The organism is Streptomyces sp. NPDC031340 (assembly GCF_055569945.1).
Window position 1 is genome coordinate 126,971 of the sequence record NZ_JBVIIE010000018.1, and the last position, 21,365, is coordinate 148,335.

Sequence of the window (21,365 nt, forward strand, 5' to 3'; positions counted from 1 at the left end):
CGCGGGAAGTAAAGCGGGGAGTCATCCCCGTTTACTCGGCCGACGATAGCATCCGTACCGGGGAGCACCCCCCTGGTACGGGGCGATACGAGGGAGACGTGATGGGCGACCGTTCACCGGTGGGGCGTCGCGATGCGCTGCGCAACCGGAAGCTGCTGACGGACAAGGCCCGCGAAGTCTTCGCCGAACAGGGCCTGGACGCCCCGCTCGATGCGATCGCCCGGCGGGCGGGCGTGGGCAACGCCACCCTCTACCGCCATTTCCCGACCCGTGCCGCGCTCGTCGACGAGGTCTTCCGGGATGCGCTCACGGAGACCGCAGCAGCCGGCGAACGGGCACGCACCGCCCACGACGCATGGACGGGGCTGACGCAGTACCTGCGAACCGTGTTCGCGGGCCTGGCCGCGGACCGCGGCACCAACGACCTCATGACCACGAGCCTGGAAGGCGTCAGCACGCTGGAGGCGATCCACGCCCACAACCGCGAGACCATCGACGAGCTGCTCCGGCGCGGTCAGGAGCAGGGCACAATCCGCCCGGACCTCACCACCGAGGATCTGCTCTTCACCCTGGCAGCACTGGGCAGGGCTGTGCCCGCGCTCACCACGGTCGCCCCGGATGCCTGGCTCCGTCCGCTCGCCCTGCTCCTCGACAGCCTTCGTGCCGGCCCGGCAGCGCCCCCTCTGCCCGCTCCGGCCCTCACTTCCGAACAGCTTGGCAAGGTACTGCTCAATCTGGGCCCGCACAGGCAGCAGAGAGGCTCCTGACCCACACGGCCTCTGGTGGGAACTTCTCCGCCGACAGGGTCGAAGCCCCGAGATCCTCATGAGTTCCGGCGTGCCCCTCCCCCGGCGGATTGCGTAGTCTCGGCGGCGATGAACGCCATCCCCGCACGGCTGGACCATCTCGTGCTCGCGACCCCCGATCTGGCGTCGACGGTCGCCGACTTCGCCCGGCGCACCGGCGTGGAGCCCGCTCCCGGCGGCGTGCACGTCGGCCTGGGCACCCGCAACCACCTGGTCTCACTGGGCGGTTCGCGCTACCTGGAGATCATCGGACCGGATCCCGCCCAGCCCGGGCACGCCGGGCCCCGCCCGTTCGACGTCGACGTGCTGCCCGCCGCTCGGACCGTGGCCTGGGCCGTCAGCCCGCCCGACCTCGACGCCGCCGTCACCGCCGCCCGCGCCCGCGGCTACGACCCCGGGTCCGTCCGGCCGATGAGGCGTCGCCGCCCCGACGGCTCCCTGCTCCAGTGGCGCCTCACCGACGGTGACACCCAGCACCGCTCCGGTCTCGTGCCCTTCCTCATCGACTGGGGTTCCGCCGTCCATCCCACGGCGACCGGTCTGCCCGTCACTCCCCTGCTTCGGCTGTCGGCCACCGCTCCCGACCCCGGAAAGATCCGCCCGCTGCTGGCCGCCGTCGACGCCGAACTCGACGTCGAGGAAGGCCCTGCCGGGATCACCTTCACCGTGGACACGCAACGGGGGCCTGTCACCTTCCGGTAGTAGGCGGTGGCGAGGGCGGTGCGTGCCTCGTTGGCCGCCCCGGGTGTCCGTTTCCTTCAAGACCGCGGGCAGGGGTGCTGCCTACCGTGGGCGCATGACTTCACGATTCGCTGTGATCGGCCTGGTCGTGTCGGACCTGGCCGCGTCTCTCGCCTTCTACCGCCGCCTCGGGCTCGAGTTCCCCGAGGGGGCCGAGGAGCAGCCGCATGTCGAGGCCGAGCTGCCCGGTGGGCTGAGGCTCGCGTTGGACACCGAGGAGACCGTGCGGTCCTTCCACGCGGGCTGGGAGCCGCCGGCCGGCGGCGGGCGGGTCTCGCTCGCCTTCCGGTGCGGGTCGCCCGCGGAGGTGGACGCGTTGTACGAGGAACTGGTCGGCGCCGGTTACCACGGGGAGCTGAAGCCGTGGGACGCGGCGTGGGGGATGCGGTACGCGGTGCTGCACGACCCCGACGGCAACGGCGTCGACCTGTTGGCCGGGCTACCGGCGGCCCAGTAGTTCCCGGAGCGGCAGGCCCGCCAGCTCCCTCACGTCCCGCGCCAGATGCGCCTGGTCGGCGAAGCCGGCCAGGGCCGCGGTCTGCGCGAAGGGCACGCCGTCGCGGGCGAGGCGGAGCGCCCGTTGCAGGCGCAGCACGCGGGCCAGCGTCTTCGGGCCGTAGCCGAACGCGGTCAGGGCGCGGCGGTGCAGGCGGCGGGCGCCGAGGCCCAGTTCATCGGCGGTCGCGCCGACGGGGCGGCCCGCGTCGAGGGCGGTGACCAGCCGCCGCAGCAGCGGGTCGGGGGGTCCGGCGGCCGCGGCGAGCGACAGGGCCGCGTCCTCCAGGCCGCGTGCCGGGTCGGCGGCGGCGTTCACCAGGGCGGTGAGGCGGCGGCCCCGCGCGGCCGGCCACAGGTCGGCGAGGTCGACGCGGCGGTCGCGCAGCTCGTGCGCGGGGACGCCTAGCAGCGCGGGCGCGGTGCCGGGGTAGAAGCGGACGCCCGCCCACCGGGTGCCGGGGGCGCCTTCGACGGCGTAGGCGCGGGTGTCGGGTCCGGCGACCAGCAGCCGGCCCTCGTGCCAGAGCAGGTCCATGCAGCCGTCGGGCAGCACGCGGCCCGTGCCGTCGTCCGGGGGGTTCGTCCACCCGTTCGTCCACACGACGGCGCCGGGCACCCGGCACGGTCTCTCCGTGTACACGAGCGCCAGGCTACGCGGCCGGGAGGGCCGTACGCCCGGTGCGCACCGCGGGCCGGCTACGACCCCTCGTGCTTGTGCGGGTGCGGCGGGTGGGTGCTCTTGACGTGGGTGCGCAGGCGGGAGGTCACGTCCTCCGGGGGCAGGAAGCGCGACCAGCGTTCCGGGAACTCCGAGGGCATGTCCGGGTCGTCCGGGTCGGGCTCGTAGCCCGCGGCGGCGCGGGCCGCCTGCTCGGCGAGCTGCGCCTCCCGCACCCGCTCGTTGGCCGCGCGCGCCGCGGCGGTGGCGGCGGCCGGCCACACCCGGTCGATCGCGGCGTTCACCGCCGCGCCGACCAGTACGGCGAACGCGGACACACCGATCCACAGCAGCACGGCGACGGCCGCGGCGAGGGAGCCGTAGATCGTGGCGCCCTCGATGGTGTGGGTGATGTAGATGCGCAGCAGGAAGCTGCCCAGGACCCACATGGCGAGGGCGACCAGGGCGCCGGGCACGTCCTCGATCCACGGGGAGCGCACGGGCACCGACACGTGGTAGAGGGTCGTCAGGAAGACGATGGACAGCACGATCACCACGGGCCAGTACAGGACCTGCACCAGCGTCTCCGACCACGGCACGATCCGCACCACCGCGTCGGGGCCCGCGACCATCAGCGGCAGCGCGACCGAGCCGATCAGCAGCGCCACGATGAACAGCAGGAACGACATCACCCGGGTCTTGACGATGCCGCGGACGCCGTCGAGGCCGTACATGACGGTGATGGTGTCGATGAAGACGTTCACCGCGCGGGAGCCGGACCACAGGGCGAACAGGAAGCCCACCGAGATGACGTCGGGTCTGCCGCCCTTGACCACGTCGTGCAGGATCGGCTCGGCGATCTCGGTGACGCCCTTGTCGGACAGGACGGTGCGGGACGCCTCCAGGAGGTTGTTCTCCAGGCTGGTGATGGTGTCGGTGCCGGTCCAGGAGTCGACGTAGCCGAGCAGCCCGATGAGGCTGAGCAGCAGCGGCGGCACGGACAGCAGCGTGAAGAAGGCGGCCTCGGCCGCGAGCCCGAGGATGCGGTACTCCATGCAGGAGTTCACCGTGTCCTTCAGCAGCAGCCAGGCCGTCCTCCGTTTGGAGACGTTCCGGTAGAGGGCGCGCGCCCGGTGGAGACGACCGGAGGGCCTCTGCGGGGTATCACTTGCCTGCTGCACAAACCAAAGGTATCCGCCCTGACCAGGTGCACTCATCCCCCGTCGGCCGGGTAGGTTCGCATATATGGCAGGCAGCACGCACACCGTGACCAACCAGCCCCCGCCCCTGTCCGGCTACGACGTCTTCACCGCCGACCGCGCCCTGACCGCGGCCGTCGAACGGCACCTCGACGCGGCCCTGTTCGACGAGGTCCGCGGCGAGCTGGCCGCGCTCGGCCGGTCGGCCGGGTCCGCGCAGGTGCAGGAGTGGGGGGTCCAGGCGAACGAGAACCCGCCCCGGCTGCGCACCCACGACCGCTATGGCCACCGTGTCGACGAGGTCGACTTCCACCCGGCCTGGCACCGGCTGCTCGGCAAGGGCGTCGGAGCCGGCCTGACCGCGGCCTGGACCCGGCCCGGCGGCCATCTGCGCCGGGCCGCCGCCTTCCTGGTGTGGACGCAGGTGGAGGCCGGCAACCTGTGCCCGTTGTCGATGACCCACGCGGCGGTGCCCGCCCTGCGCGCCGAGCCGGCGCTCGCCGCCGAGTGGGAGCCGCGGCTGACATCGATGATCTACGACCGCGAGCTGCGGCCCGCCCGCCTGAAATCCGGGGCGCTGTTCGGGATGGGCATGACGGAGAAGCAGGGCGGCAGCGACGTGCGGGCCAACACCACCGCCGCGCGGCCCCTGGCCGAGGACGGGACCTACGAGCTGACCGGGCACAAGTGGTTCTGCTCGGCGCCCATGTCCGACGGGTTCCTGGTGCTCGCGCAGGCGCCGGAGGGCCTGACCTGCTTCCTCGTCCCGCGGGTCCTGGAGGACGGCACCCGCAACCCGTTCCTGCTCCAGCGGCTGAAGGACAAGCTCGGCAACCGTTCGAACGCCTCCGGTGAGGTGGAGTTCGACGGGACCTGGGGTCGCCGGGTGGGCGAGGAGGGGCGCGGGGTGCGCACCATCATCGACATGGTGGCGGCGACCCGGCTGGACTGCGTGCTCGGCTCGGCGGGTCTGATGCGGCAGGCGGTGGCCCAGGCGGTGCACCACTGCTCCCACCGTGCGGCGTTCGGCGGGCGGCTCGTCGACAAGCCGCTGATGCGCAACGTGCTGGCCGATCTCGCGGTCGAGTCCGAGGCGGCGACCACCCTCGCGCTCAGGCTCGCGGCCGCCTGCGACGACGGCGGCGAGCAGGAGCGGGCGCTGCTGCGGATCGCGGTGCCGGCCGCGAAGTACTGGGTGACCAAGCGCTGTGCGCCGCTGGTGGTCGAGGCCGCCGAGTGCCTGGGCGGCAACGGGTACGTCGAGGAGTCCGGGCTGCCCCGGCTGGTGCGCGAGTCGCCGCTGAACTCGGTCTGGGAGGGCGCGGGCAATGTGCAGGCGCTGGACGTGCTGCGGGTGCTGAGCCGGGAGCCGCGGGCCCTGGACGCCTTTCTGCGGGAGGTCGGAACGGCGCGCGGCGCCGATCACCGGCTCGACAAGGCGATCAAGGACCTGCTGACCGAGCTCGCCGACCTGGACGGGATCGAGGGACGGGCCCGGCTGCTGGCCGAGCGGCTGGCGCTGGTGCTGCAGGGCTCGCTGCTGGTCCGGTTCGCGCCGCCGGAGGTCGCCGACGCGTTCTGCGCCGGGCGGCTGGGCGGCGACGGCGGGGCGGCCTTCGGGACACTGCCGCACACCCTGGACCTGGCATCGATCGTGGAGCGGGCGCGCCCGGTCTCCTGACCGGGCGGTCCATCCGCAAGGGGCGCGTCCGGTCTCGACCGGGGGCTCCGCAGGAGGCGCGTCCGGTGTGCTGACCAGGTGGTCCGTAACAGGCACGTCCGGTCTCCTGACCGGGGAATCCGCAGCGCGCGCGGCCGGTGTGCCGGCCGGGTGGTCCGCAGCGCGGGGGTGGTGCTGCGCCGACACGGCACCACCCCCGCGCATCGGCCCGTTCGAGGCCGCGAACGCCGCTCGGGACGGCGTTGCTCAAGTCTCGACCGGGCCCGCGGCCGTTCACCAGGGTTGCAAGGGGTTGCAACTTGCTGCTGTCTGTATGCGGAGTGTGCGCGTCCGGTGAGGACGGCCGGGCACCATGGGACGGACAGCCGGAACGGGCTGTAGGCTCCCGCCGCCGGAACGACGCGGGAACCGGGGTCCCGAGCGTTTCTCGCAGGAGGGTCAGTGGCGCTGTCGCCGACGGATGTGACGCAGCTCGCCGCGGTCGACGCGGCACGCGCGGCGCGGGTGCTGAGCGAGGTCCGCTCCGCCGCGATCTCCGGGCAGCGCGCCCCCGTTCCGCCGCGCCCGGTCATCGGACAGTCCTGGGCCCGGATGATGCGCCACGGCGTCGATCCCGAGCGGGACCGCCGGTCGGGGCTGCTGTCCACCGAGGAGGTGCGGCGGCGCCGGGAATCCACGGCGCTGCGGCACGTCATGCCGGTGCTCAGGGAAGGGCTGGTGTCGGTCGCGGACGCCGCCCACCACATCATGGTGGTCGCCGACGACGAGGGCCGGGTGCTGTGGCGGGAGGGCAGCGCGCCGGTGCTGCGCAAGGCCGACGGGCACGGTTTTGAAGTGGGCGCCCACTGGGGCGAGGAGGTCGTCGGCACCAACGGCATCGGCACCCCGGCGGTGGTGCGCCGGCCGGTGCAGGTGTTCGCCTCCGAGCACTTCGTGCGTTCCCTGACGTCGTGGACCTGTACCGGCGCCCCGATCACGGACCCGCGCGACGGCCGCCTGATCGGCGTGGTGGACATCAGCGGGCCGCTGGAGACGATGCATCCGGTCACGCTGGCCTGGGTCGACTCGGTGGCCAAGCTCGCCGAGGCGCGGCTGCGCGAACTGCACCTCGCCTCGCTGGAGCGGCTGCGGTCGGTGGCGGCGCCGCTGCTGGCCAGGATGGGTGGCCGGGCGCTGGCGGTGGACCGGGACGGCTGGACCGCGGCGGTGACCGGGATGCCGTACACGAACCGGATCGCGCTGCCCAAGTCCCTGTCGCCGGGGCGCCGGTGGCTGCCTCCGCTCGGCCTGTGCTCGGTGGAGCCGCTGGCCGGGGGGTGGCTGATCGGGGCCGCGGACGGGGACGGGCCGGCGCCGCGGGGCGCCACCCGGGTGGTGCTGGACCTCGCCCAGCCGCGCCGCTGGTCGGTGACGGTGACCGGCGGCGCCGGCTCCTGGAGCCGTGAACTGAGTCCGCGGCACGCCGAGTTGCTGTACCTGCTCGCCCTCGACCCGGCGGGCCAGAGCGCGGCGGCGCTGGCCGAGGACGTGTTCGGCGACCCGGCCCGGACGGTGACCGTCCGCGCGGAGATGTCCCGGGTGCGCCGCTATCTCGGGGCGCTGCTGGAACATCGGCCGTATCGTTTCTGCGAGGACGCGGAGGTGGAGCTGGTCCTCCCCGCCGACCCCCGCGACCTGCTGCCCCACTCCACCGCCCCCACGATCGCCCGCCACCGCACGACCGCCCGTACCCCCGCCTCGTGACGGTCACGGGTGACGAGTTCCGCGCAATTACGGGGTCTTCGTCCGCGAGCGGTACCGGCTGCCGTAGCATCGTCCCTCGGGCCACCCCAGCTGCTCCTCGAGCAACGTACGGATCAACGGGCGCAGTTGGCCCGCCTCGGGAGGTTCGATGAAGCAGCGTGGCAGGCACCGCAGACGCAGGCGTGGCACAGCGCTGCGCGCCTTCCTGGCCGGGACCGCCCTCGCGCTCACTGCGGCCGCCACCATGATCAGCGCCTCGCAGGCCACGGTCTCCCACGATCCGGGCGCCCTCAGACCGCTGGCGGCGTCCGCCGGGCCGCGCCTGACGGAACACCTGACGCCGCGGCGCACGCTCGACCGGCTCGCCTCCGCGATGGGCAGGCCCGTCGGCGTGCGCGCCGTCCTCGACGACGCCGACCGGGCCCTGCGCACCGCGGACGACTGTACGTCCGAGGAGCGCACGGCCCTGCCCGTGGAACCGGCGGCCACCCGCGCGTACTGCTGGGACGCCGCCGACACCCGCGGCTGGCGGGCCGGCGCGGTGACCAGCTCCGGGGACGCGGACGACGACGGTCACTGGGGCGCGGACCGGGTGCTGCTGTCCGGCTGGTCGCACGACACCGGCCGCGCGGAGCGCCCCGGCGTCGCCCGGGTCGCCTTCGTCGACGCCGGCGACCCCGACCACCTCACCTACACCTGGGCGCTGCTGGCGGTCCCGACCGACGGCGGCCGCGACTACCGGGGCCTGGCCTCCCCCGTCACCGGCATGGTCTGGTACCAGGGCAAGCTGCTGGTCACCGCCGCCGACGGCGTCTACGTCTACGACATGCACCGCATCCAGCGGGCCACCGTCGACCGCGGCACGGTCGGCCGGGTGCGCGGCGGCTGGTCGGCGTACGGAGCCCGGTACGTGCTGCCCGCCGTCGGCTCCTACCGGCCCACCGGCGCGGCCGGGGCCTCGGGCGCCCTGCGCGGCGCGGCCCTCTCCCTCGACCGCAGCACCGCGCCCGACAGCCTGGTCGCCGGCGAGCGGGTGCCCGCGGACAGCGACCACGTCACCCGCCTGTGGCGCTACGCCTTCAGCAAGGACCCGGCCCGCGCGGGGCTGCTGGCCACCGACGTCACCGGCCGCGCGGCCGTGGAGCAGGCCTACGAGACGAAGGAGACCGGCGTCCGGGGCGTCCTGGCGTACCGTTCCGGCTGGTTCCTCAGCCGGGGCGCCGACAGCCCGGACGGGCACGGCACGCTGTGGCGGCAGGACACCGACGGCGCGAAGGCCACCCGGTGCGGCTCCGACGAGAGCCGGCACTGCTGGAGCCCGCAGGCCGGCCCGCTGTCCTACTGGGCGGAGACCGGCGAGCTGTGGTCCCAGTCGGGCCGGATCCTGTTCGCCCTGCCGCTGGCCTCCGTCGACGGTTCCCTGGGCTGAGCCGGCACCGCCCCGGGAGGGGCGGTCCTGCGGCCCCGCGGTCCTGTGGTCCCTCGGCCCCGCGGTCCCGCGCTCCCCGGGGCGAGCCGCGTCCCGGGGACGAATCGACAGATCCCCGGAACGGATGATTCCCTGGCGGGCATGACCACCATGCCCGTGACCACCTGGTCCCTGGAGCAGACCGCCCCGACGGACCTGCTCCCCGCCGCCGCTCCCGACGGGGACGTCCGCATCGTCCGCTCCGAGGCCCCCTCCCCCGAGTTCAGCCGCTTCCTGTACGCCTCCGTCGGCGGCGACATCCGCTGGACCGACCGCCTCGGCTGGAACTACGCCCGGTGGGAAGAGCACCTCGGACGGCCGGGCGTGGAGACATGGGTGGCGTACGACCGGGGTACGCCGGCGGGCTACGTGGAGCTGGAGCCGCAGGACGACGGGGTCGTGGAGATCGTCTACTTCGGCCTGATCCCCGCCTTCCGGGGCCGCCGCATCGGCGGTCACCTGCTGTCCCACGGCGCCGCGCGCGCATGGGACCTCGCCGACCGCTGGCCGGGGCTCGCGGCCACCAAGCGGGTGTGGCTGCACACCTGCAGCAAGGACGGCGAGCACGCCATGGACAACTACCTGCGGCGCGGATTCCGGCTGTTCGACACCAAGGTCGAGGAGGAGCCGGAGGCGGCCGCCCCCGGCCCGTGGCCCGGCGCCTACACCGGTTGACCTGCGCGTACACAGCCGATTCCCAGCCATGTGACCAGCGACACCCTTGTCTCTCCATTCGAGACAAGGGTGTCCGCATGATGGATAAAGCTGGACTGTGTCCAGATCGCCATGACACGCTTCCGTCATGTCTGGAACTGGAATTGCCTTGGTGAGTCGGCGGCACGTCGACCTCTGCCGCATGTCCAGCGCCATCTGTCCGGCGAGCTGACAGCACCAGCGACGCCCGACTTCCCCGGATCCCACCGGGTCTCACCGGAGTTCTCCGACCTCGTCAGCGCAACGCCGCGCCGACGGCGCACACGTATGCCCATGCGCGTGTATGCGCAGATCAGAGCCGCTTTCCCGCCTGTCCCGAAGGACGTGTCAACCATGGCCGCCACCCCACAGAACCCTGCCGCCGCGCCTGTCCGCCGCAAGGTGAGCCGTCACCGCGGTGAGGGTCAGTGGGCCGCCGGGCACTACACCCCGCTCAACGGCAACGAGCAGTTCAAGAAGGACGACGACGGTCTCAATGTGCGGACACGCATTGAGACGATCTACTCCAAGCGCGGGTTCGCCTCGATCGACCCCAACGACCTCCGCGGGCGCATGCGTTGGTGGGGCCTGTACACCCAGCGCAAGCCCGGGATCGACGGCGGCAAGACCGCGGTCCTGGAGCCGGAGGAGCTGGACGACGAGTACTTCATGCTGCGTGTTCGCATCGACGGCGGCGCTCTGACGACCGAGCAGCTGCGCGTCATCGGCGAGGTATCGCAGGAGTTCGCGCGCGGCACCGCCGACATCACCGACCGGCAGAACGTCCAGTACCACTGGATCCGGATCGAGGACGTCCCCGAGATCTGGAACCGCCTCGAGGGCGTCGGCCTGTCCACGGTCACCGCCTGCGGCGACACCCCGCGCGTGATGATCGGCTCCCCCGTCGCCGGCATCGCCGAGGACGAGATCATCGACGGCACGCCCGCGCTGGAGGAGCTGAAGCGCCGCGTGCTGGGCAACAAGGCGTACTCGAACCTCCCGCGGAAGTTCAAGACGGCGATCTCCGGCTCGCCCGTGCTGGACGTGGTCCACGAGATCAACGACGTGGCGTTCGTCGGCGTCCGCCACCCCGAGCACGGCCCCGGCTTCGACCTGTGGGTCGGCGGCGGCCTGTCCACCAATCCCAAGCTGGGCGTGCGGCTGGGCACTTGGGTGGCGCTGGAGGACGTCCCGGACGTCTACGAGGGCGTGCTGTCCATCTTCCGCGACTACGGCTACCGGCGGCTGCGCAACCGCGCCCGCCTCAAGTTCCTGGTCGCCGACTGGGGGCCGGAGAAGTTCCGCCAGGTGCTGGAGGACGAGTACCTGCACCGCAAGCTGACCGACGGTCCCGCCCCCGAGCAGCCGGTCCAGCAGTGGCGCGACCACATCGGCGTTCACCGGCAGCGGGACGGCCGCTTCTACGTCGGTTTCGCACCGCGCGTCGGCCGCGTCGACGGCGCCACCCTGACGAAGATCGCCGACCTCGCCGAGGCGCACGGCTCGGGCCGGGTCCGCACCACCGTCGAGCAGAAGATGATCGTCCTCGACGTCGAGCAGGACCAGGTCGACTCGCTCGTCGAGGGCCTGGAGGCGCTGGACCTCACCGCCCGGCCGTCCTCCTTCCGACGCGGCACCATGGCCTGCACCGGCATCGAGTTCTGCAAGCTCGCCATCGTCGAGACCAAGCAGCGCGGCAGCTCCCTGATCGACGAACTCGAGCGCCGGCTGCCGGACTTCGACCAGCCGATCACCATCAACCTCAACGGCTGCCCGAACGCCTGCGCCCGTATCCAGGTGGCGGACATCGGTCTCAAGGGGCAGCTGGTCCTCGACGACAAGGGCGAGCAGGTCGAGGGTTACCAGGTGCACCTCGGTGGCGCGCTCGGCCTGCAGGCCGGATTCGGCCGGAAGGTGCGCGGCCTGAAGGTCACCGCCGACGAACTGCCGGACTACATCGAGCGCGTGCTGAAGCGGTTCCAGGCCGAACGCGAGGACGGCGAGCGCTTCGCCGCCTGGGCGGCCCGAGCATCAGAAGAGGCACTGTCATGATTTCCGCGAGTGAGCCGAAGGGGCGCGCCGGTGCCGAGAGGCCGAGCGCGCGGAGGCCCGAAGGGTTGAGCACGGTCGGTCTCTCGGCACCGGCTACCGGCGCCCCGGAGGCGAACCGAGCGTCTGAAAAGAGGGGGCCCTGTCATGAGTGAGCGGGCCGCACCGTTCTACTGCCCCTACTGCGGCGACGAGGACCTCCGCCCGAACGAGGAAGGCCACGGGGCCTGGGAATGCGCGGCGTGCAACCGCGCCTTCCGGCTGAAGTTCCTCGGGCTGCTCGCCCGGGGCCTCCAGCACACCGACGCAGGGGGAGAGCAGACATGACCACGATTCAGGAAGACCGCACGACAGAGGATCTGAAGGCGCTCGCCGAGCAGGCGGGCCGGGACCTCGAGGACGCCTCCGCGCTGGAGATCCTCCAGTGGGCCGCCGAGACCTTCGGCAAGCGCTTCTGCGTGACCTCCTCGATGGAGGACGCGGTGGTCGCCCACCTCGCCTCCCGCGCCCTGCCCGGCGTGGACGTCGTGTTCCTCGACACCGGCTACCACTTCCCGGAGACCATCGGCACCCGTGACGCGGTCGAGGCCGTGATGGACGTCAACGTCATCACGATCACGCCGAAGCAGACGGTCGCCGAACAGGACGCCGAGTACGGCCCGAAGCTGCACGACCGCGACCCCGACCTGTGCTGCAAGCTGCGCAAGGTGCGGCCGCTGGAGCAGGGCCTGCGCGGCTACCTGGCCTGGGCGACCGGGCTGCGCCGCGACGAGTCCCCGACCCGCGCGAACACGCCGGTCGTCGGCTGGGACGAGAAGCGGCAGAAGGTCAAGATCTCCCCGATCGCCCGCTGGACCCAGGACGACGTGGACGCCTACGTCGCCGAACACGGCGTCCTCACCAACCCGCTGCTGATGGACGGTTACGCCTCCGTCGGCTGCGCCCCCTGCACCCGCCGGGTCCTGGAAGGCGAGGACGCTCGGGCCGGCCGCTGGGCCGGACGCGCCAAGACCGAGTGCGGGCTGCACGCATGACGACGACCACCGAGACCCAGGAGAACCACGTGACCACCGGAGCCACCGTCTGGCTCACGGGTCTGCCGAGCGCCGGCAAGACCACCATCGCGTACGAGCTGGCCGCCCGGCTGCGCGAGGACGGCCACCGCGTCGAGGTGCTGGACGGCGACGAGATCCGCGAGTTCATCTCGGCGGGCCTCGGCTTCAGCCGCGAGGACCGGCACACCAACGTGCAGCGCATCGGCTTCGTCGCCGAACTCCTCGCCCGCAACGGCGTGAAGGCGCTCGTCCCGGTGATCGCGCCGTACGCGGACAGCCGTGAGGCGGTGCGCAAGCGCCACCAGGACAGCGGGGCGCCGTACGTCGAGGTGCACGTGGCGACCCCGGTGGAGGTGTGCTCCGTCCGTGACGTGAAGGGCCTGTACGCCAAGCAGGCGGCGGGCGAACTGTCCGGTCTCACCGGGGTCGACGACCCCTACGAGGAGCCGGAGACGCCCGACCTGCGCATCGAGTCGCAGCATCAGACCGTCCAGGAGTCCGCGGCCGCGGTGCACGCGCTGCTCACCGAAAGGGGACTGGCATGACGACGACCGTCGCCACCGTGGCGGAAGGCACGGACAGCCCGTACGCGCTCTCCCACCTCGACGCGCTGGAGTCCGAGGCGGTGCACATCTTCCGGGAGGTCGCGGGCGAGTTCGAGCGGCCGGTGATCCTGTTCTCCGGCGGCAAGGACTCCATCGTGATGCTGCACCTGGCGCTGAAGGCGTTCGCGCCGGCGCCGGTGCCGTTCTCGCTGCTGCACGTGGACACCGGGCACAACTTCCCCGAGGTGCTGGAGTACCGGGACCGCGCGGTCGCGAAGCACGGCCTGCGGCTGCACGTGGCCTCCGTGCAGGACTACATCGACCGGGGGGTCCTGAAGGAGCGCCCGGACGGCACCCGCAACCCGCTGCAGACGCTGCCGCTGACGGAGAAGATCCAGGCCGAGCGGTTCGACGCGGTGTTCGGCGGCGGACGCCGTGACGAGGAGAAGGCCCGCGCGAAGGAGCGGGTGTTCTCGCTGCGCGACGAGTTCTCCCAGTGGGACCCGCGCCGCCAGCGCCCCGAGCTGTGGAACCTGTACAACGGCCGGCACGCGCCCGGCGAACACGTCCGCGTCTTCCCGCTGTCCAACTGGACCGAGCTGGACGTCTGGCAGTACATCGCCCGCGAGCGCATCGAGCTGCCGGAGATCTACTTCGCCCACGAGCGCGAGGTGTTCCAGCGGGCCGGCATGTGGCTGACGGCCGGCGAATGGGGCGGGCCGAAACCGGGCGAGACCGTGGAGAAGCGGCAGGTCCGCTACCGCACGGTCGGTGACATGTCCTGCACCGGCGCCGTCGACTCCGACGCCACCACGCTGGACGCCGTCATCGCCGAGATCGCCGCCTCCCGGCTGACCGAGCGCGGCGCCACCCGCGCCGACGACAAGCTCTCCGAGGCCGCGATGGAAGACCGCAAGCGCGAGGGGTACTTCTAACCATGAGCACGATCACGACCGAGGAGCTCTCGGCCACCACGCTGCTGCGGTTCGCCACCGCCGGCTCCGTCGACGACGGCAAGTCCACCCTCGTCGGGCGGCTGCTGCACGACTCCAAGTCGATCCTCACCGACCAGTTGGAGGCCGTGGAGCGCGCCTCCGCGAGCCGCGGCCAGGACGCCCCCGACCTGGCGCTGCTGACGGACGGCCTGCGCGCCGAGCGCGAGCAGGGCATCACCATCGACGTCGCCTACCGCTACTTCGCCACCCCGCGCCGCCGGTTCATCCTCGCCGACACCCCCGGCCACGTGCAGTACACCCGCAACATGGTCACCGGCGCCTCCACCGCCGAGCTGACGGTGATCCTGGTCGACGCCCGCAACGGCGTCGTCGAGCAGACCCGCCGGCACGCCGCGATCGCCGCGCTGCTGCGCGTCCCGCACGTCGTCCTCGCCGTCAACAAGATGGACCTGGTGGACTACCGGGAGCCGGTGTTCGCCGCCATCGCCGAGGAGTTCACGGCGTACGCGACCGAGCTGGGCGTCCCCGAGGTCACCGCGATCCCGATCTCCGCGCTGGCCGGCGACAACGTCGTGGAGCCGTCGTCGAACATGGACTGGTACGGCGGCCCGACCGTGCTGGAGCACCTGGAGACGGTGCCGGTCAGCCACGACCTCAGCCACTGCCACGCCCGGCTGCCCGTGCAGTACGTGATCCGGCCGCAGACCGCCGAGCACCCCGACTACCGCGGTTACGCGGGCCAGATCGCCGCCGGTTCCTTCCGGGTCGGCGAGCAGGTCACCGTGCTGCCCTCGGGCCGCACCTCGCGGGTCTCCGGGATCGACCTGCTGGGCGAGCCGGTCGACGTCGCCTGGACCACCCAGTCGGTGACCCTCCTGCTGGAGGACGACATCGACATCTCGCGCGGCGACCTGATCGTGCCCACCAAGGACGCCCCGGCGACCACGCAGGACATCGAGGCGACCGTCTGCCACGTCGCCGACGCCCCGCTGACCGTCGGCCACCGGGTGCTGCTCAAGCACGGCACCCGCACGGTCAAGGCGATCGTCAAGGACATCCCGTCCCGGCTCACCCTCGACGACCTGTCCCTGCACCCGCACCCGGGGCAGCTCGTCGCCAACGACATCGGCCGGGTCAAGATCCGCACCGCCGAACCGCTGCCGGTCGACTCCTACGCCGACTCCCGCCGCACCGGATCGTTCATCCTGATCGACCCCAGCGACGGCACCACCCTCACCGCCGGCATGGTCGGCGAGTCCTTCGCCTCCCCGGAGCCCGTCAAGGACGAGCCCGAGGACGACGGGTGGGACTTCTGACATGACGACCACCGACTACTGGTCCACGTTCGCCAAGGAGGGCGGCCGCGTCGGCAGCGGCGTTCTCGGCAGCGGGCAGGGCGGAGTGACGCGATGTGTGCGCTGACGTACGCGCACTGCCTGCGCGCCCGCACCCCCCACCGCCGAAAACGCAGACCTGCCGACCTCCCGGCCACGACCTGAGTACGTGACCGCCGGGCCGACGAGAGGAACACCTCCCGTGCCTGCCACCCATGCCGTCCGCCGCCGCTTCGCGGTCATAGCCGTCCTCCCCCTGCTCGCCCTCGCCGCCTGCGGCTACGGGTCCCAGGCCAAGGACGACGACACCGCCAAGGTCGCCACCGGCGCCGACAAGACCGACGGCCTCGACTCCGTCAAGATCGGCTACTTCGGCAACCTGACCCACGCCACCGCACTGGTCGGCCGCCGGCAGGGCATCTTCCAGAAGAAACTCGGCGCCACCAAGGCCGAGTACGCCACCTTCAACGCCGGCCCGTCCGAGATCGAGGCCCTCAACTCCGGCTCCATCGACATCGGCTGGATCGGCCCGTCCCCGGCGATCAACGGCTGGGCCAAGTCGAACGGCAAGAGCCTGAAGATCATCGGCGGTTCGGCGTCCGGCGGCGTGAAGCTGGTCGTGAACCCGAAGAAGGTCACGTCCCTGAAGGACGTCAAGGGCAAGAAGATCGCCACCCCGCAGCTGGGCAACACGCAGGACGTGGCGTTCCTGAACTGGATCGCCGACCAGGGCTGGAAGGTCGACGCGCAGAGCGGCAAGGGCGACGTCACGGTCGTCCGCAGCGACAACAAGGTGACGCCGGACGCGTTCAAGGCCGGTTCCGTCGACGGCGCCTGGGTGCCGGAACCGACCGCGTCGAAGCTGGTCGCCGAGGGCGGCAAGGTGCTGCTGGACGAGGCGACGCTGTGGCCGGACAAGAAGTTCGTGATCACCAACATCATCGTGCGGCAGAGCTTCCTCAAGGAGCACCCGAAGGCCGTCGAGGCGGTCCTGAGGGCGTCGGTCGAGACCAACAAGTGGATCGCCGCCAACCCGGACAAGGCGAAGGCGGCGGCGAACGAGCAGCTGGCGGCCGATTCCGGCAAGGCGCTGCCGGCGAAGGTCCTGGACCCGGCGTGGGAGTCGATCCAGATCACCGACGACCCGCTGGCCGCCACCCTGAACACCGAGGCGCAGCACGCGGTCAAGGCGGGCCTGCTGGAGAAGCCCGACCTGAAGGGCATCTACGACCTCACGATCCTGAACAAGGTCCTCAAGGGCGAGGGCGAGAAGACGGTCGACGACGCCGGTCTCGGCACCAGCTGAGGCAAGTCCGATGAGTACCCACGAGGTGACGACCATGGCCACGACCACGACCCTCGCCAAGGCCGACGAGACCGTCGAGCACGCGGCGCGCCTTGAGCACGTCTCGAAGTCCTTCACCGTGCCGGGCGGGCAGCAGCTCGTCCTGGACGACATCAGCATCGATGTCGCCCCGGGCGAGTTCGTCACCCTCCTGGGTGCCTCGGGCTGCGGCAAGTCCACGCTGCTGAACCTGGTGGCGGGCCTCGACCAGCCGACCGCCGGCACCATCACGACGGACGGCCGCCCGGCCCTGATGTTCCAGGAGCACGCCCTCTTCCCGTGGCTGACCGCGGGCAAGAACATCGAACTCGCCCTGAAGCTCAGGGGAGTTCCCAAGGCCGACCGGCGCGACAAGGCCGAGCAGCTGCTCGAACTCGTGCGGCTGAAGGGCGCGTACGGCAAGCGCGTGCACGAGCTGTCGGGCGGCATGCGGCAGCGGGTGGCGATGGCCCGCGCGCTGGCGCAGGAGAGCAGCCTGCTGCTGATGGACGAGCCGTTCGCGGCGCTGGACGCCATCACGCGGGACGTGCTGCACGACGAACTGACCCGTATCTGGGAGGAGACCGGGCTGTCGGTCCTGTTCGTCACGCACAACGTGCGCGAGGCGGTACGGCTCGCCCAGCGCGTCGTGCTGCTGTCGTCCCGGCCGGGACGCATCGCGCGCGAGTGGCGGGTCGGCATCCCGCAGCCGCGCCGCATCGAGGACGCCCCCGTGGCGGAACTGTCCCTCGAGATCACCGAAGTACTGCGTGGGGAGATCCGCCGTCATGGCCAGCACTGAGACGAAGACGGCAACGGACACCGGGAGTGTCGAGGCGGGCCTCGACGCGCTGGAGACCACGACCGGCACCGGCCGGCCCCCGCTGCGGAAGACCGTCGTCGACAAGATCGTGCCGCCGGTCGTCGCGATCGCGGTCGTCCTGGTGGCCTGGCAGCTCCTCTTCGGGATCGTCGACGACCCCTCCAAGCTGCCGTCCCCCGCCGCCGTGGGCGGCCAGTTCAAGGACGCCTGGCTCGAGGGCACGCTGCTCGGCTATATCTGGACCAGCGTCTCGCGCGGTCTGCTGGGCTTCTTCTTCGCGCTGCTGATCGGCACCCCGCTGGGGCTGCTGGTGGCGCGGGTGAAGTTCGTGCGCGCGGCGCTCGGGCCGATCCTGTCCGGGCTGCAGTCGCTGCCGTCGGTGGCGTGGGTGCCGCCGGCCGTGATCTGGCTGGGCCTGAACAACTCGATGATGTACGCGGTGATCCTGCTCGGCGCGGTGCCGTCCATCGCCAACGGCCTGGTCTCCGGCGTCGACCAGGTGCCGCCGCTGTTCCTGCGGGCGGGCCGCACCATGGGCGCCACCGGCGTGAAGGGCACCTGGCACATCACCCTGCCGGCCGCGCTGCCCGGCTATGTGGCGGGCCTGAAGCAGGGGTGGGCGTTCTCCTGGCGCTCGCTGATGGCCGCGGAGATCATCGCGTCCTTCCCCGATCTCGGCGTCGGACTGGGCCAGTTGCTGGAGAACGGCCGCAACGCCAGCGACATGGCGATGGTGTTCGAGGCGATCCTGCTCATCCTGTTCGTCGGCATCGCCATCGACCTGATCGTCTTCAGCCCACTGGAGCGGTGGGTGCTGCGCAGCCGCGGCCTGCTGGTGAAGGGCTGAACCGCCGTGTCCCGTCCGGTCCTTCTCGTCGTCGCCCACGGCAGCCGCGACCCACGGCACGCCGCGACCGTGCACGCCCTCGTCGGGCGGGTGCGGTCGCTGCGGCCGGGGCTGCGCGTGGAGACCGGCTTCCTGGACTTCAACGTGCCGTCCGTGCAAGGGGTGCTGGAGTCCCTGGCGGCCCAGGGCGTCCGTGACGTCGTCGCCCTCCCGCTGCTGCTGACCCGCGCCTTCCACGCGAAGGCGGACATCCCGGCGGTCCTCAGGGACGCGCCGCCGCGGCTGCGGATCCGTCAGGCGGACGTGCTCGGCCCGTCGCCGCTGCTGCTGTCCGCCCTGGAACGGCGGCTGTCCGAGGCGGGGCTGACGCCCGCCGACAAGTCCTCGACCGGGGTCGTGCTGGCCTCGGCGGGGTCCTCCGACCCGGAGGCGATCGCAGTGATCGCTGATATCGCGCGGGAGTGGCGGCACACCGGTTGGTGCGCCGTGCGGCCTGCGTTCGCCTCCGCGGCCCTCCCCCGCACCGAGGACGCGGTGCGGGAACTGCGGGCGCTGGGCTGCTCCCGGGTGGCCGTCGCCCCGTACGTCCTGGCCCCCGGTTTCCTGCCGGACCGCATCGCGCGGGGCGCGGCGGAGGCGGACGTCCTCGCCGACGTGCTCGGCCCGGCGCCCGAGGTGGCACGGCTGCTCCTGGAGCGGTACGACGCGGCGAGCCTGCCGCTGGCGGCGGCGGTCGGCGCCTGACGCTCCGCTGGGTTCGCTGGGAATCACCGCGCGGGTACGGCTGTCGGTCGTCTGCCGCGCCGTCGTGGCCGGTCGCGCAGTTCCCCGCGCCCCTTCGGGCGCGTGCTAGTCGAAGGACAGGGCGCCGGTGCGGGTGCGTTTGAGTTCGAAGAAGTCCGGGTGGGTGGCCAGGACGCGGAAGCTGTCGAAGAGTTCGGCCGCCCGTGGCCCGCGCGGGACCGCCCGCAGCACCGGCCCGAACCACACCGTGCCGTCGACGTGCAGGGTCGGCGTGCCCACGTAGCCGCCCGACTCCGGCTCGGCGCCCGCCTGGTGGCTGCGGCGCACCGCGTCGTCGTACGACGGGTCGTGCGCGGCGGCGGCGAGGCCGGCGTCGAGTCCGAGTTCGGCGAGCGCCTCGGCGGTCACGGCGTCGAAGTCGCCGGCCCTGCGGTCGTGGATGCGGGTGCCGAGCGCGGTGTACAGGTCGCGCAGGATCTTCTCCCCGTGCCGTTCGGCGGCGGCGACGGCGACCCGCACCGGGCCGATCGACCTGTCGACCAGGTCGCGGTACCAGTCGGGCAGCTCATTGCCGGTGTTGTGCAGGTAGAGGCTCATCACGTGGAAGCGGAGGTCGAGCGGGCGTTCCCGCTCGACCTCCAGCAGCCAGCGCGAGGTGATCCAGGCGAAGGGGCAGGCGGGGTCGAACCAGAAGTCGACGCGGGTGGGTGATCCGTTCGTCATGCTCTCGACGCTAGCCGCCGGGTGGCACAGCGTCTCGGCCCAATCGAGCGCCTTCTCAGCGGTCCAATGCGGTGCGGGACAGGCGCGGGTCGCGTCCGCTGGCGGCGAGCGCGCGGTCGAAGGCGGGCGCGTCCCCGGGCACCGGCACCGGATCGGCGAAGCCGTCGTACTGCCGATAGATGTCGCCGTGCTTCTCGACCACGCCGAGCACGAAGCGGGCCGCCTCGGGCGAGATGCGCAGTTCCTGGCCGGTGACGGTGGCGACGTCCCAGCCGTGCACCGCCATCTCCTTGACGACCATCGAAGCGATGTCGACGGCGGGCACCTTCGCCATGCCGAGGTCGATCTCGCCCTCCCAGGCCTCGGGGTCGGCCCAGGCCGCGACGGCGCGCTGGAGCCGGTCGGCGTACGCCTCGGCCCAGTCGGGCTCCGCGGTGAAGTCGCGGGAGGTCAGTTCCTCGGGGAGCTGCTTGCGCAGCGCGCGGTGCTCCAGGCCGTGGGAGGTGTAGAGGACCCAGTGATTGACCAGCGCCCGGACGTCCCAGCCGGGGCAGTGGGTGGGGTCGCTCAGCCGGTCCGCCGGGACGCCGCGCGCGATGCGGGCGGCTTCGGCGGCGCACTCTGCCATGTGGGCGTGGATCTGGTCGGTGCCGGGGTTCAGGTCGTCGTGCGTCATGCACCCCACGCTAGGGAGGCCCCGCCGAGGGCTCTTGAACAAACGCGACACCCGGGCCGACGCGCCCGCTCACCGGGCCGTGGCCGTGAGTTCCGCCAGCTTCAGCACCGTGTTCCAGTTGCGGGTGGTGGCCACGAGGCCCTTGGTGATCCGCGGCTTGGCGAGGTGCCCGGCGAGCTTGGAGCGGCCGAGGCCGTCGGGCGCGTACAGGTACAGCGCGCGGTCGCCGAGCCGGAACTCCTCCGGCAGGCAGGCGCCCCGGTCGAGGCCGGCGAACCGCTCCTCGTCCACCGGCACCGAGAAGTAGGTGACGTGGAGCTGCTTGGGCTGCAGGCCGGCGGCGGGGAACGGGCAGGCCGCGGCGACCGCCCGCAGATAGGCGTGGTCGCGCACGATGACGTCGACGCCGAACCCGAAGTGCTCCTCGATCGCCCGCGCGAGGTCGGCGGCCAGGGACTCCTCGTCGCCGTGGGCGGCCGTGAAGACGGCCTGGCCGCTCTGCAGGTAGGTCCGTACGCCGTCGTGCCCGAGGCCCTCCACGACCGCCCGCAGCTCGGCCATCGGCACCTTCCGTGCGGACCCCACGTTGACCCCGCGCAGCAGTGCCGCATACGTCGTCGCCATCCGCCCACCCTAAGGCCACCCTGAGACGCCGACCCGCCGTCCCCGGAACGGGCGGGAGCGCGACGGCGGCCGGTCCGCGCCCCGTCACCCCGACCGCCGTCCCCGAGGAGGCCCGGTACATGTAGGGGGTCGCCATCCTCCCCAGTGGTGAGGGCGCGGTGTCCGGACGGATGACCCG

The 21,365-nt window shown here is 72.3% G+C and carries 23 protein-coding genes; 18 read left to right on the forward strand and 5 right to left on the reverse strand.

The window, feature by feature from the left end:
* The first annotated feature begins 101 nt into the window (after nucleotides 1-101).
* From ACZ5GT_RS16700 to ACZ5GT_RS16710, 3 genes are all read left to right on the forward strand, one after another.
* Nucleotides 102-767 carry a TetR/AcrR family transcriptional regulator gene (locus tag ACZ5GT_RS16700; protein WP_469023084.1) on the forward strand — a complete coding sequence of 222 codons (666 nt, stop codon included), beginning with the start codon at nucleotides 102-104 and terminating at the stop codon, nucleotides 765-767.
* A 108-nt stretch (nucleotides 768-875) separates the two neighbouring features.
* Nucleotides 876-1,508 carry a VOC family protein gene (locus ACZ5GT_RS16705; protein WP_469023090.1) on the forward strand — a complete coding sequence of 211 codons (633 nt, stop codon included), beginning with the start codon at nucleotides 876-878 and terminating at the stop codon, nucleotides 1,506-1,508.
* A gap of 94 nt (nucleotides 1,509-1,602) precedes the next feature.
* Entirely contained in the window at nucleotides 1,603-2,004 is a 402-nt protein-coding gene (locus ACZ5GT_RS16710; protein WP_469023094.1) for a VOC family protein, read from the forward strand.
* On the opposite strand, the gene ACZ5GT_RS16715 is transcribed toward ACZ5GT_RS16710, so the two are convergent.
* Both ACZ5GT_RS16715 and ACZ5GT_RS16720 read right to left on the reverse strand, forming a co-directional pair.
* Complete coding sequence (locus ACZ5GT_RS16715; protein WP_469023098.1) at nucleotides 1,987-2,685, reverse strand: DUF6597 domain-containing transcriptional factor; 699 nt, start codon at nucleotides 2,683-2,685, stop codon at nucleotides 1,987-1,989. The genes ACZ5GT_RS16710 and ACZ5GT_RS16715 overlap by 18 nt on opposite strands.
* A gap of 56 nt (nucleotides 2,686-2,741) precedes the next feature.
* Complete coding sequence (locus ACZ5GT_RS16720) at nucleotides 2,742-3,884, reverse strand: YihY/virulence factor BrkB family protein (protein WP_469023102.1); 1,143 nt, start codon at nucleotides 3,882-3,884, stop codon at nucleotides 2,742-2,744.
* A gap of 64 nt (nucleotides 3,885-3,948) precedes the next feature.
* Between ACZ5GT_RS16720 and ACZ5GT_RS16725 the strand changes: the two genes are divergently transcribed.
* The 15 genes from ACZ5GT_RS16725 (at nucleotide 3,949) to ACZ5GT_RS16795 (ending at nucleotide 19,164) form a co-directional block, all read left to right on the forward strand.
* Nucleotides 3,949-5,583: an acyl-CoA dehydrogenase family protein gene (locus ACZ5GT_RS16725; RefSeq protein ID WP_469023109.1), complete on the forward strand. Its 1,635-nt coding sequence runs from the start codon at nucleotides 3,949-3,951 to the stop codon at nucleotides 5,581-5,583.
* Between the two features lie 441 nt (nucleotides 5,584-6,024).
* Entirely contained in the window at nucleotides 6,025-7,326 is a 1,302-nt protein-coding gene (locus tag ACZ5GT_RS16730; RefSeq protein WP_469023116.1) for a helix-turn-helix domain-containing protein, read from the forward strand.
* Nucleotides 7,327-7,474: 148 nt separating this feature from the next.
* Entirely contained in the window at nucleotides 7,475-8,755 is a 1,281-nt protein-coding gene (locus tag ACZ5GT_RS16735) for a hypothetical protein (protein ID WP_469023121.1), read from the forward strand.
* A gap of 141 nt (nucleotides 8,756-8,896) precedes the next feature.
* Nucleotides 8,897-9,469 (forward strand): GNAT family N-acetyltransferase, encoded by a 573-nt coding sequence (locus tag ACZ5GT_RS16740; RefSeq protein ID WP_469023128.1) that lies wholly within the window; start codon nucleotides 8,897-8,899, stop codon nucleotides 9,467-9,469.
* A gap of 127 nt (nucleotides 9,470-9,596) precedes the next feature.
* Entirely contained in the window at nucleotides 9,597-9,680 is an 84-nt protein-coding gene (locus ACZ5GT_RS16745) for a putative leader peptide (protein ID WP_316944184.1), read from the forward strand.
* Nucleotides 9,681-9,841: 161 nt separating this feature from the next.
* Nucleotides 9,842-11,539, forward strand: a complete 1,698-nt coding sequence (locus ACZ5GT_RS16750) for a nitrite/sulfite reductase (protein WP_469023133.1) — start codon at nucleotides 9,842-9,844, stop codon at nucleotides 11,537-11,539.
* A 144-nt stretch (nucleotides 11,540-11,683) separates the two neighbouring features.
* Entirely contained in the window at nucleotides 11,684-11,863 is a 180-nt protein-coding gene (locus tag ACZ5GT_RS16755; protein ID WP_398282693.1) for a hypothetical protein, read from the forward strand.
* Nucleotides 11,860-12,570: a phosphoadenylyl-sulfate reductase gene (locus ACZ5GT_RS16760; protein WP_469023140.1), complete on the forward strand. Its 711-nt coding sequence runs from the start codon at nucleotides 11,860-11,862 to the stop codon at nucleotides 12,568-12,570. The genes ACZ5GT_RS16755 and ACZ5GT_RS16760 overlap by 4 nt, the downstream gene beginning before the upstream one ends.
* Nucleotides 12,567-13,136 (forward strand): adenylyl-sulfate kinase, encoded by a 570-nt coding sequence (cysC, locus tag ACZ5GT_RS16765; RefSeq protein WP_469023144.1) that lies wholly within the window; start codon nucleotides 12,567-12,569, stop codon nucleotides 13,134-13,136. Before ACZ5GT_RS16760 ends, cysC begins: the two co-directional genes overlap by 4 nt.
* Nucleotides 13,133-14,071 carry a sulfate adenylyltransferase subunit CysD gene (gene cysD, locus ACZ5GT_RS16770; protein ID WP_469023147.1) on the forward strand — a complete coding sequence of 313 codons (939 nt, stop codon included), beginning with the start codon at nucleotides 13,133-13,135 and terminating at the stop codon, nucleotides 14,069-14,071. The genes cysC and cysD overlap by 4 nt, the downstream gene beginning before the upstream one ends.
* A 2-nt stretch (nucleotides 14,072-14,073) precedes the next feature.
* On the forward strand, nucleotides 14,074-15,408 hold the full coding sequence (locus ACZ5GT_RS16775) for a sulfate adenylyltransferase subunit 1 (protein ID WP_469023150.1): 1,335 nt from the start codon (nucleotides 14,074-14,076) through the stop codon (nucleotides 15,406-15,408).
* 220 nt (nucleotides 15,409-15,628) lie between these two features.
* Nucleotides 15,629-16,732: an aliphatic sulfonate ABC transporter substrate-binding protein gene (locus tag ACZ5GT_RS16780; protein ID WP_469023153.1), complete on the forward strand. Its 1,104-nt coding sequence runs from the start codon at nucleotides 15,629-15,631 to the stop codon at nucleotides 16,730-16,732.
* A gap of 34 nt (nucleotides 16,733-16,766) precedes the next feature.
* Nucleotides 16,767-17,552, forward strand: a complete 786-nt coding sequence (locus tag ACZ5GT_RS16785) for an ABC transporter ATP-binding protein (RefSeq protein ID WP_469023156.1) — start codon at nucleotides 16,767-16,769, stop codon at nucleotides 17,550-17,552.
* Nucleotides 17,539-18,420 (forward strand): ABC transporter permease, encoded by an 882-nt coding sequence (locus ACZ5GT_RS16790; protein WP_469023161.1) that lies wholly within the window; start codon nucleotides 17,539-17,541, stop codon nucleotides 18,418-18,420. The genes ACZ5GT_RS16785 and ACZ5GT_RS16790 overlap by 14 nt, the downstream gene beginning before the upstream one ends.
* Nucleotides 18,421-18,426: 6 nt before the next feature.
* Nucleotides 18,427-19,164 (forward strand): sirohydrochlorin chelatase, encoded by a 738-nt coding sequence (locus ACZ5GT_RS16795; RefSeq protein ID WP_469023164.1) that lies wholly within the window; start codon nucleotides 18,427-18,429, stop codon nucleotides 19,162-19,164.
* A 105-nt stretch (nucleotides 19,165-19,269) separates the two neighbouring features.
* Here ACZ5GT_RS16795 and ACZ5GT_RS16800 read toward each other — a convergent pair whose 3' ends face one another.
* The 3 genes from ACZ5GT_RS16800 to ACZ5GT_RS16810 all read right to left on the reverse strand — a co-directional run bounded on the left by ACZ5GT_RS16800 (nucleotide 19,270) and on the right by ACZ5GT_RS16810 (nucleotide 21,187).
* Nucleotides 19,270-19,887 (reverse strand): mycothiol-dependent nitroreductase Rv2466c family protein, encoded by a 618-nt coding sequence (locus ACZ5GT_RS16800; RefSeq protein ID WP_469023167.1) that lies wholly within the window; start codon nucleotides 19,885-19,887, stop codon nucleotides 19,270-19,272.
* Between the two features lie 55 nt (nucleotides 19,888-19,942).
* Nucleotides 19,943-20,563: a TIGR03086 family metal-binding protein gene (locus ACZ5GT_RS16805; protein ID WP_469023176.1), complete on the reverse strand. Its 621-nt coding sequence runs from the start codon at nucleotides 20,561-20,563 to the stop codon at nucleotides 19,943-19,945.
* Nucleotides 20,564-20,632: 69 nt separating this feature from the next.
* Nucleotides 20,633-21,187 (reverse strand): DUF1697 domain-containing protein, encoded by a 555-nt coding sequence (locus ACZ5GT_RS16810; RefSeq protein ID WP_469023180.1) that lies wholly within the window; start codon nucleotides 21,185-21,187, stop codon nucleotides 20,633-20,635.
* Nucleotides 21,188-21,365 lie beyond the last annotated feature (178 nt).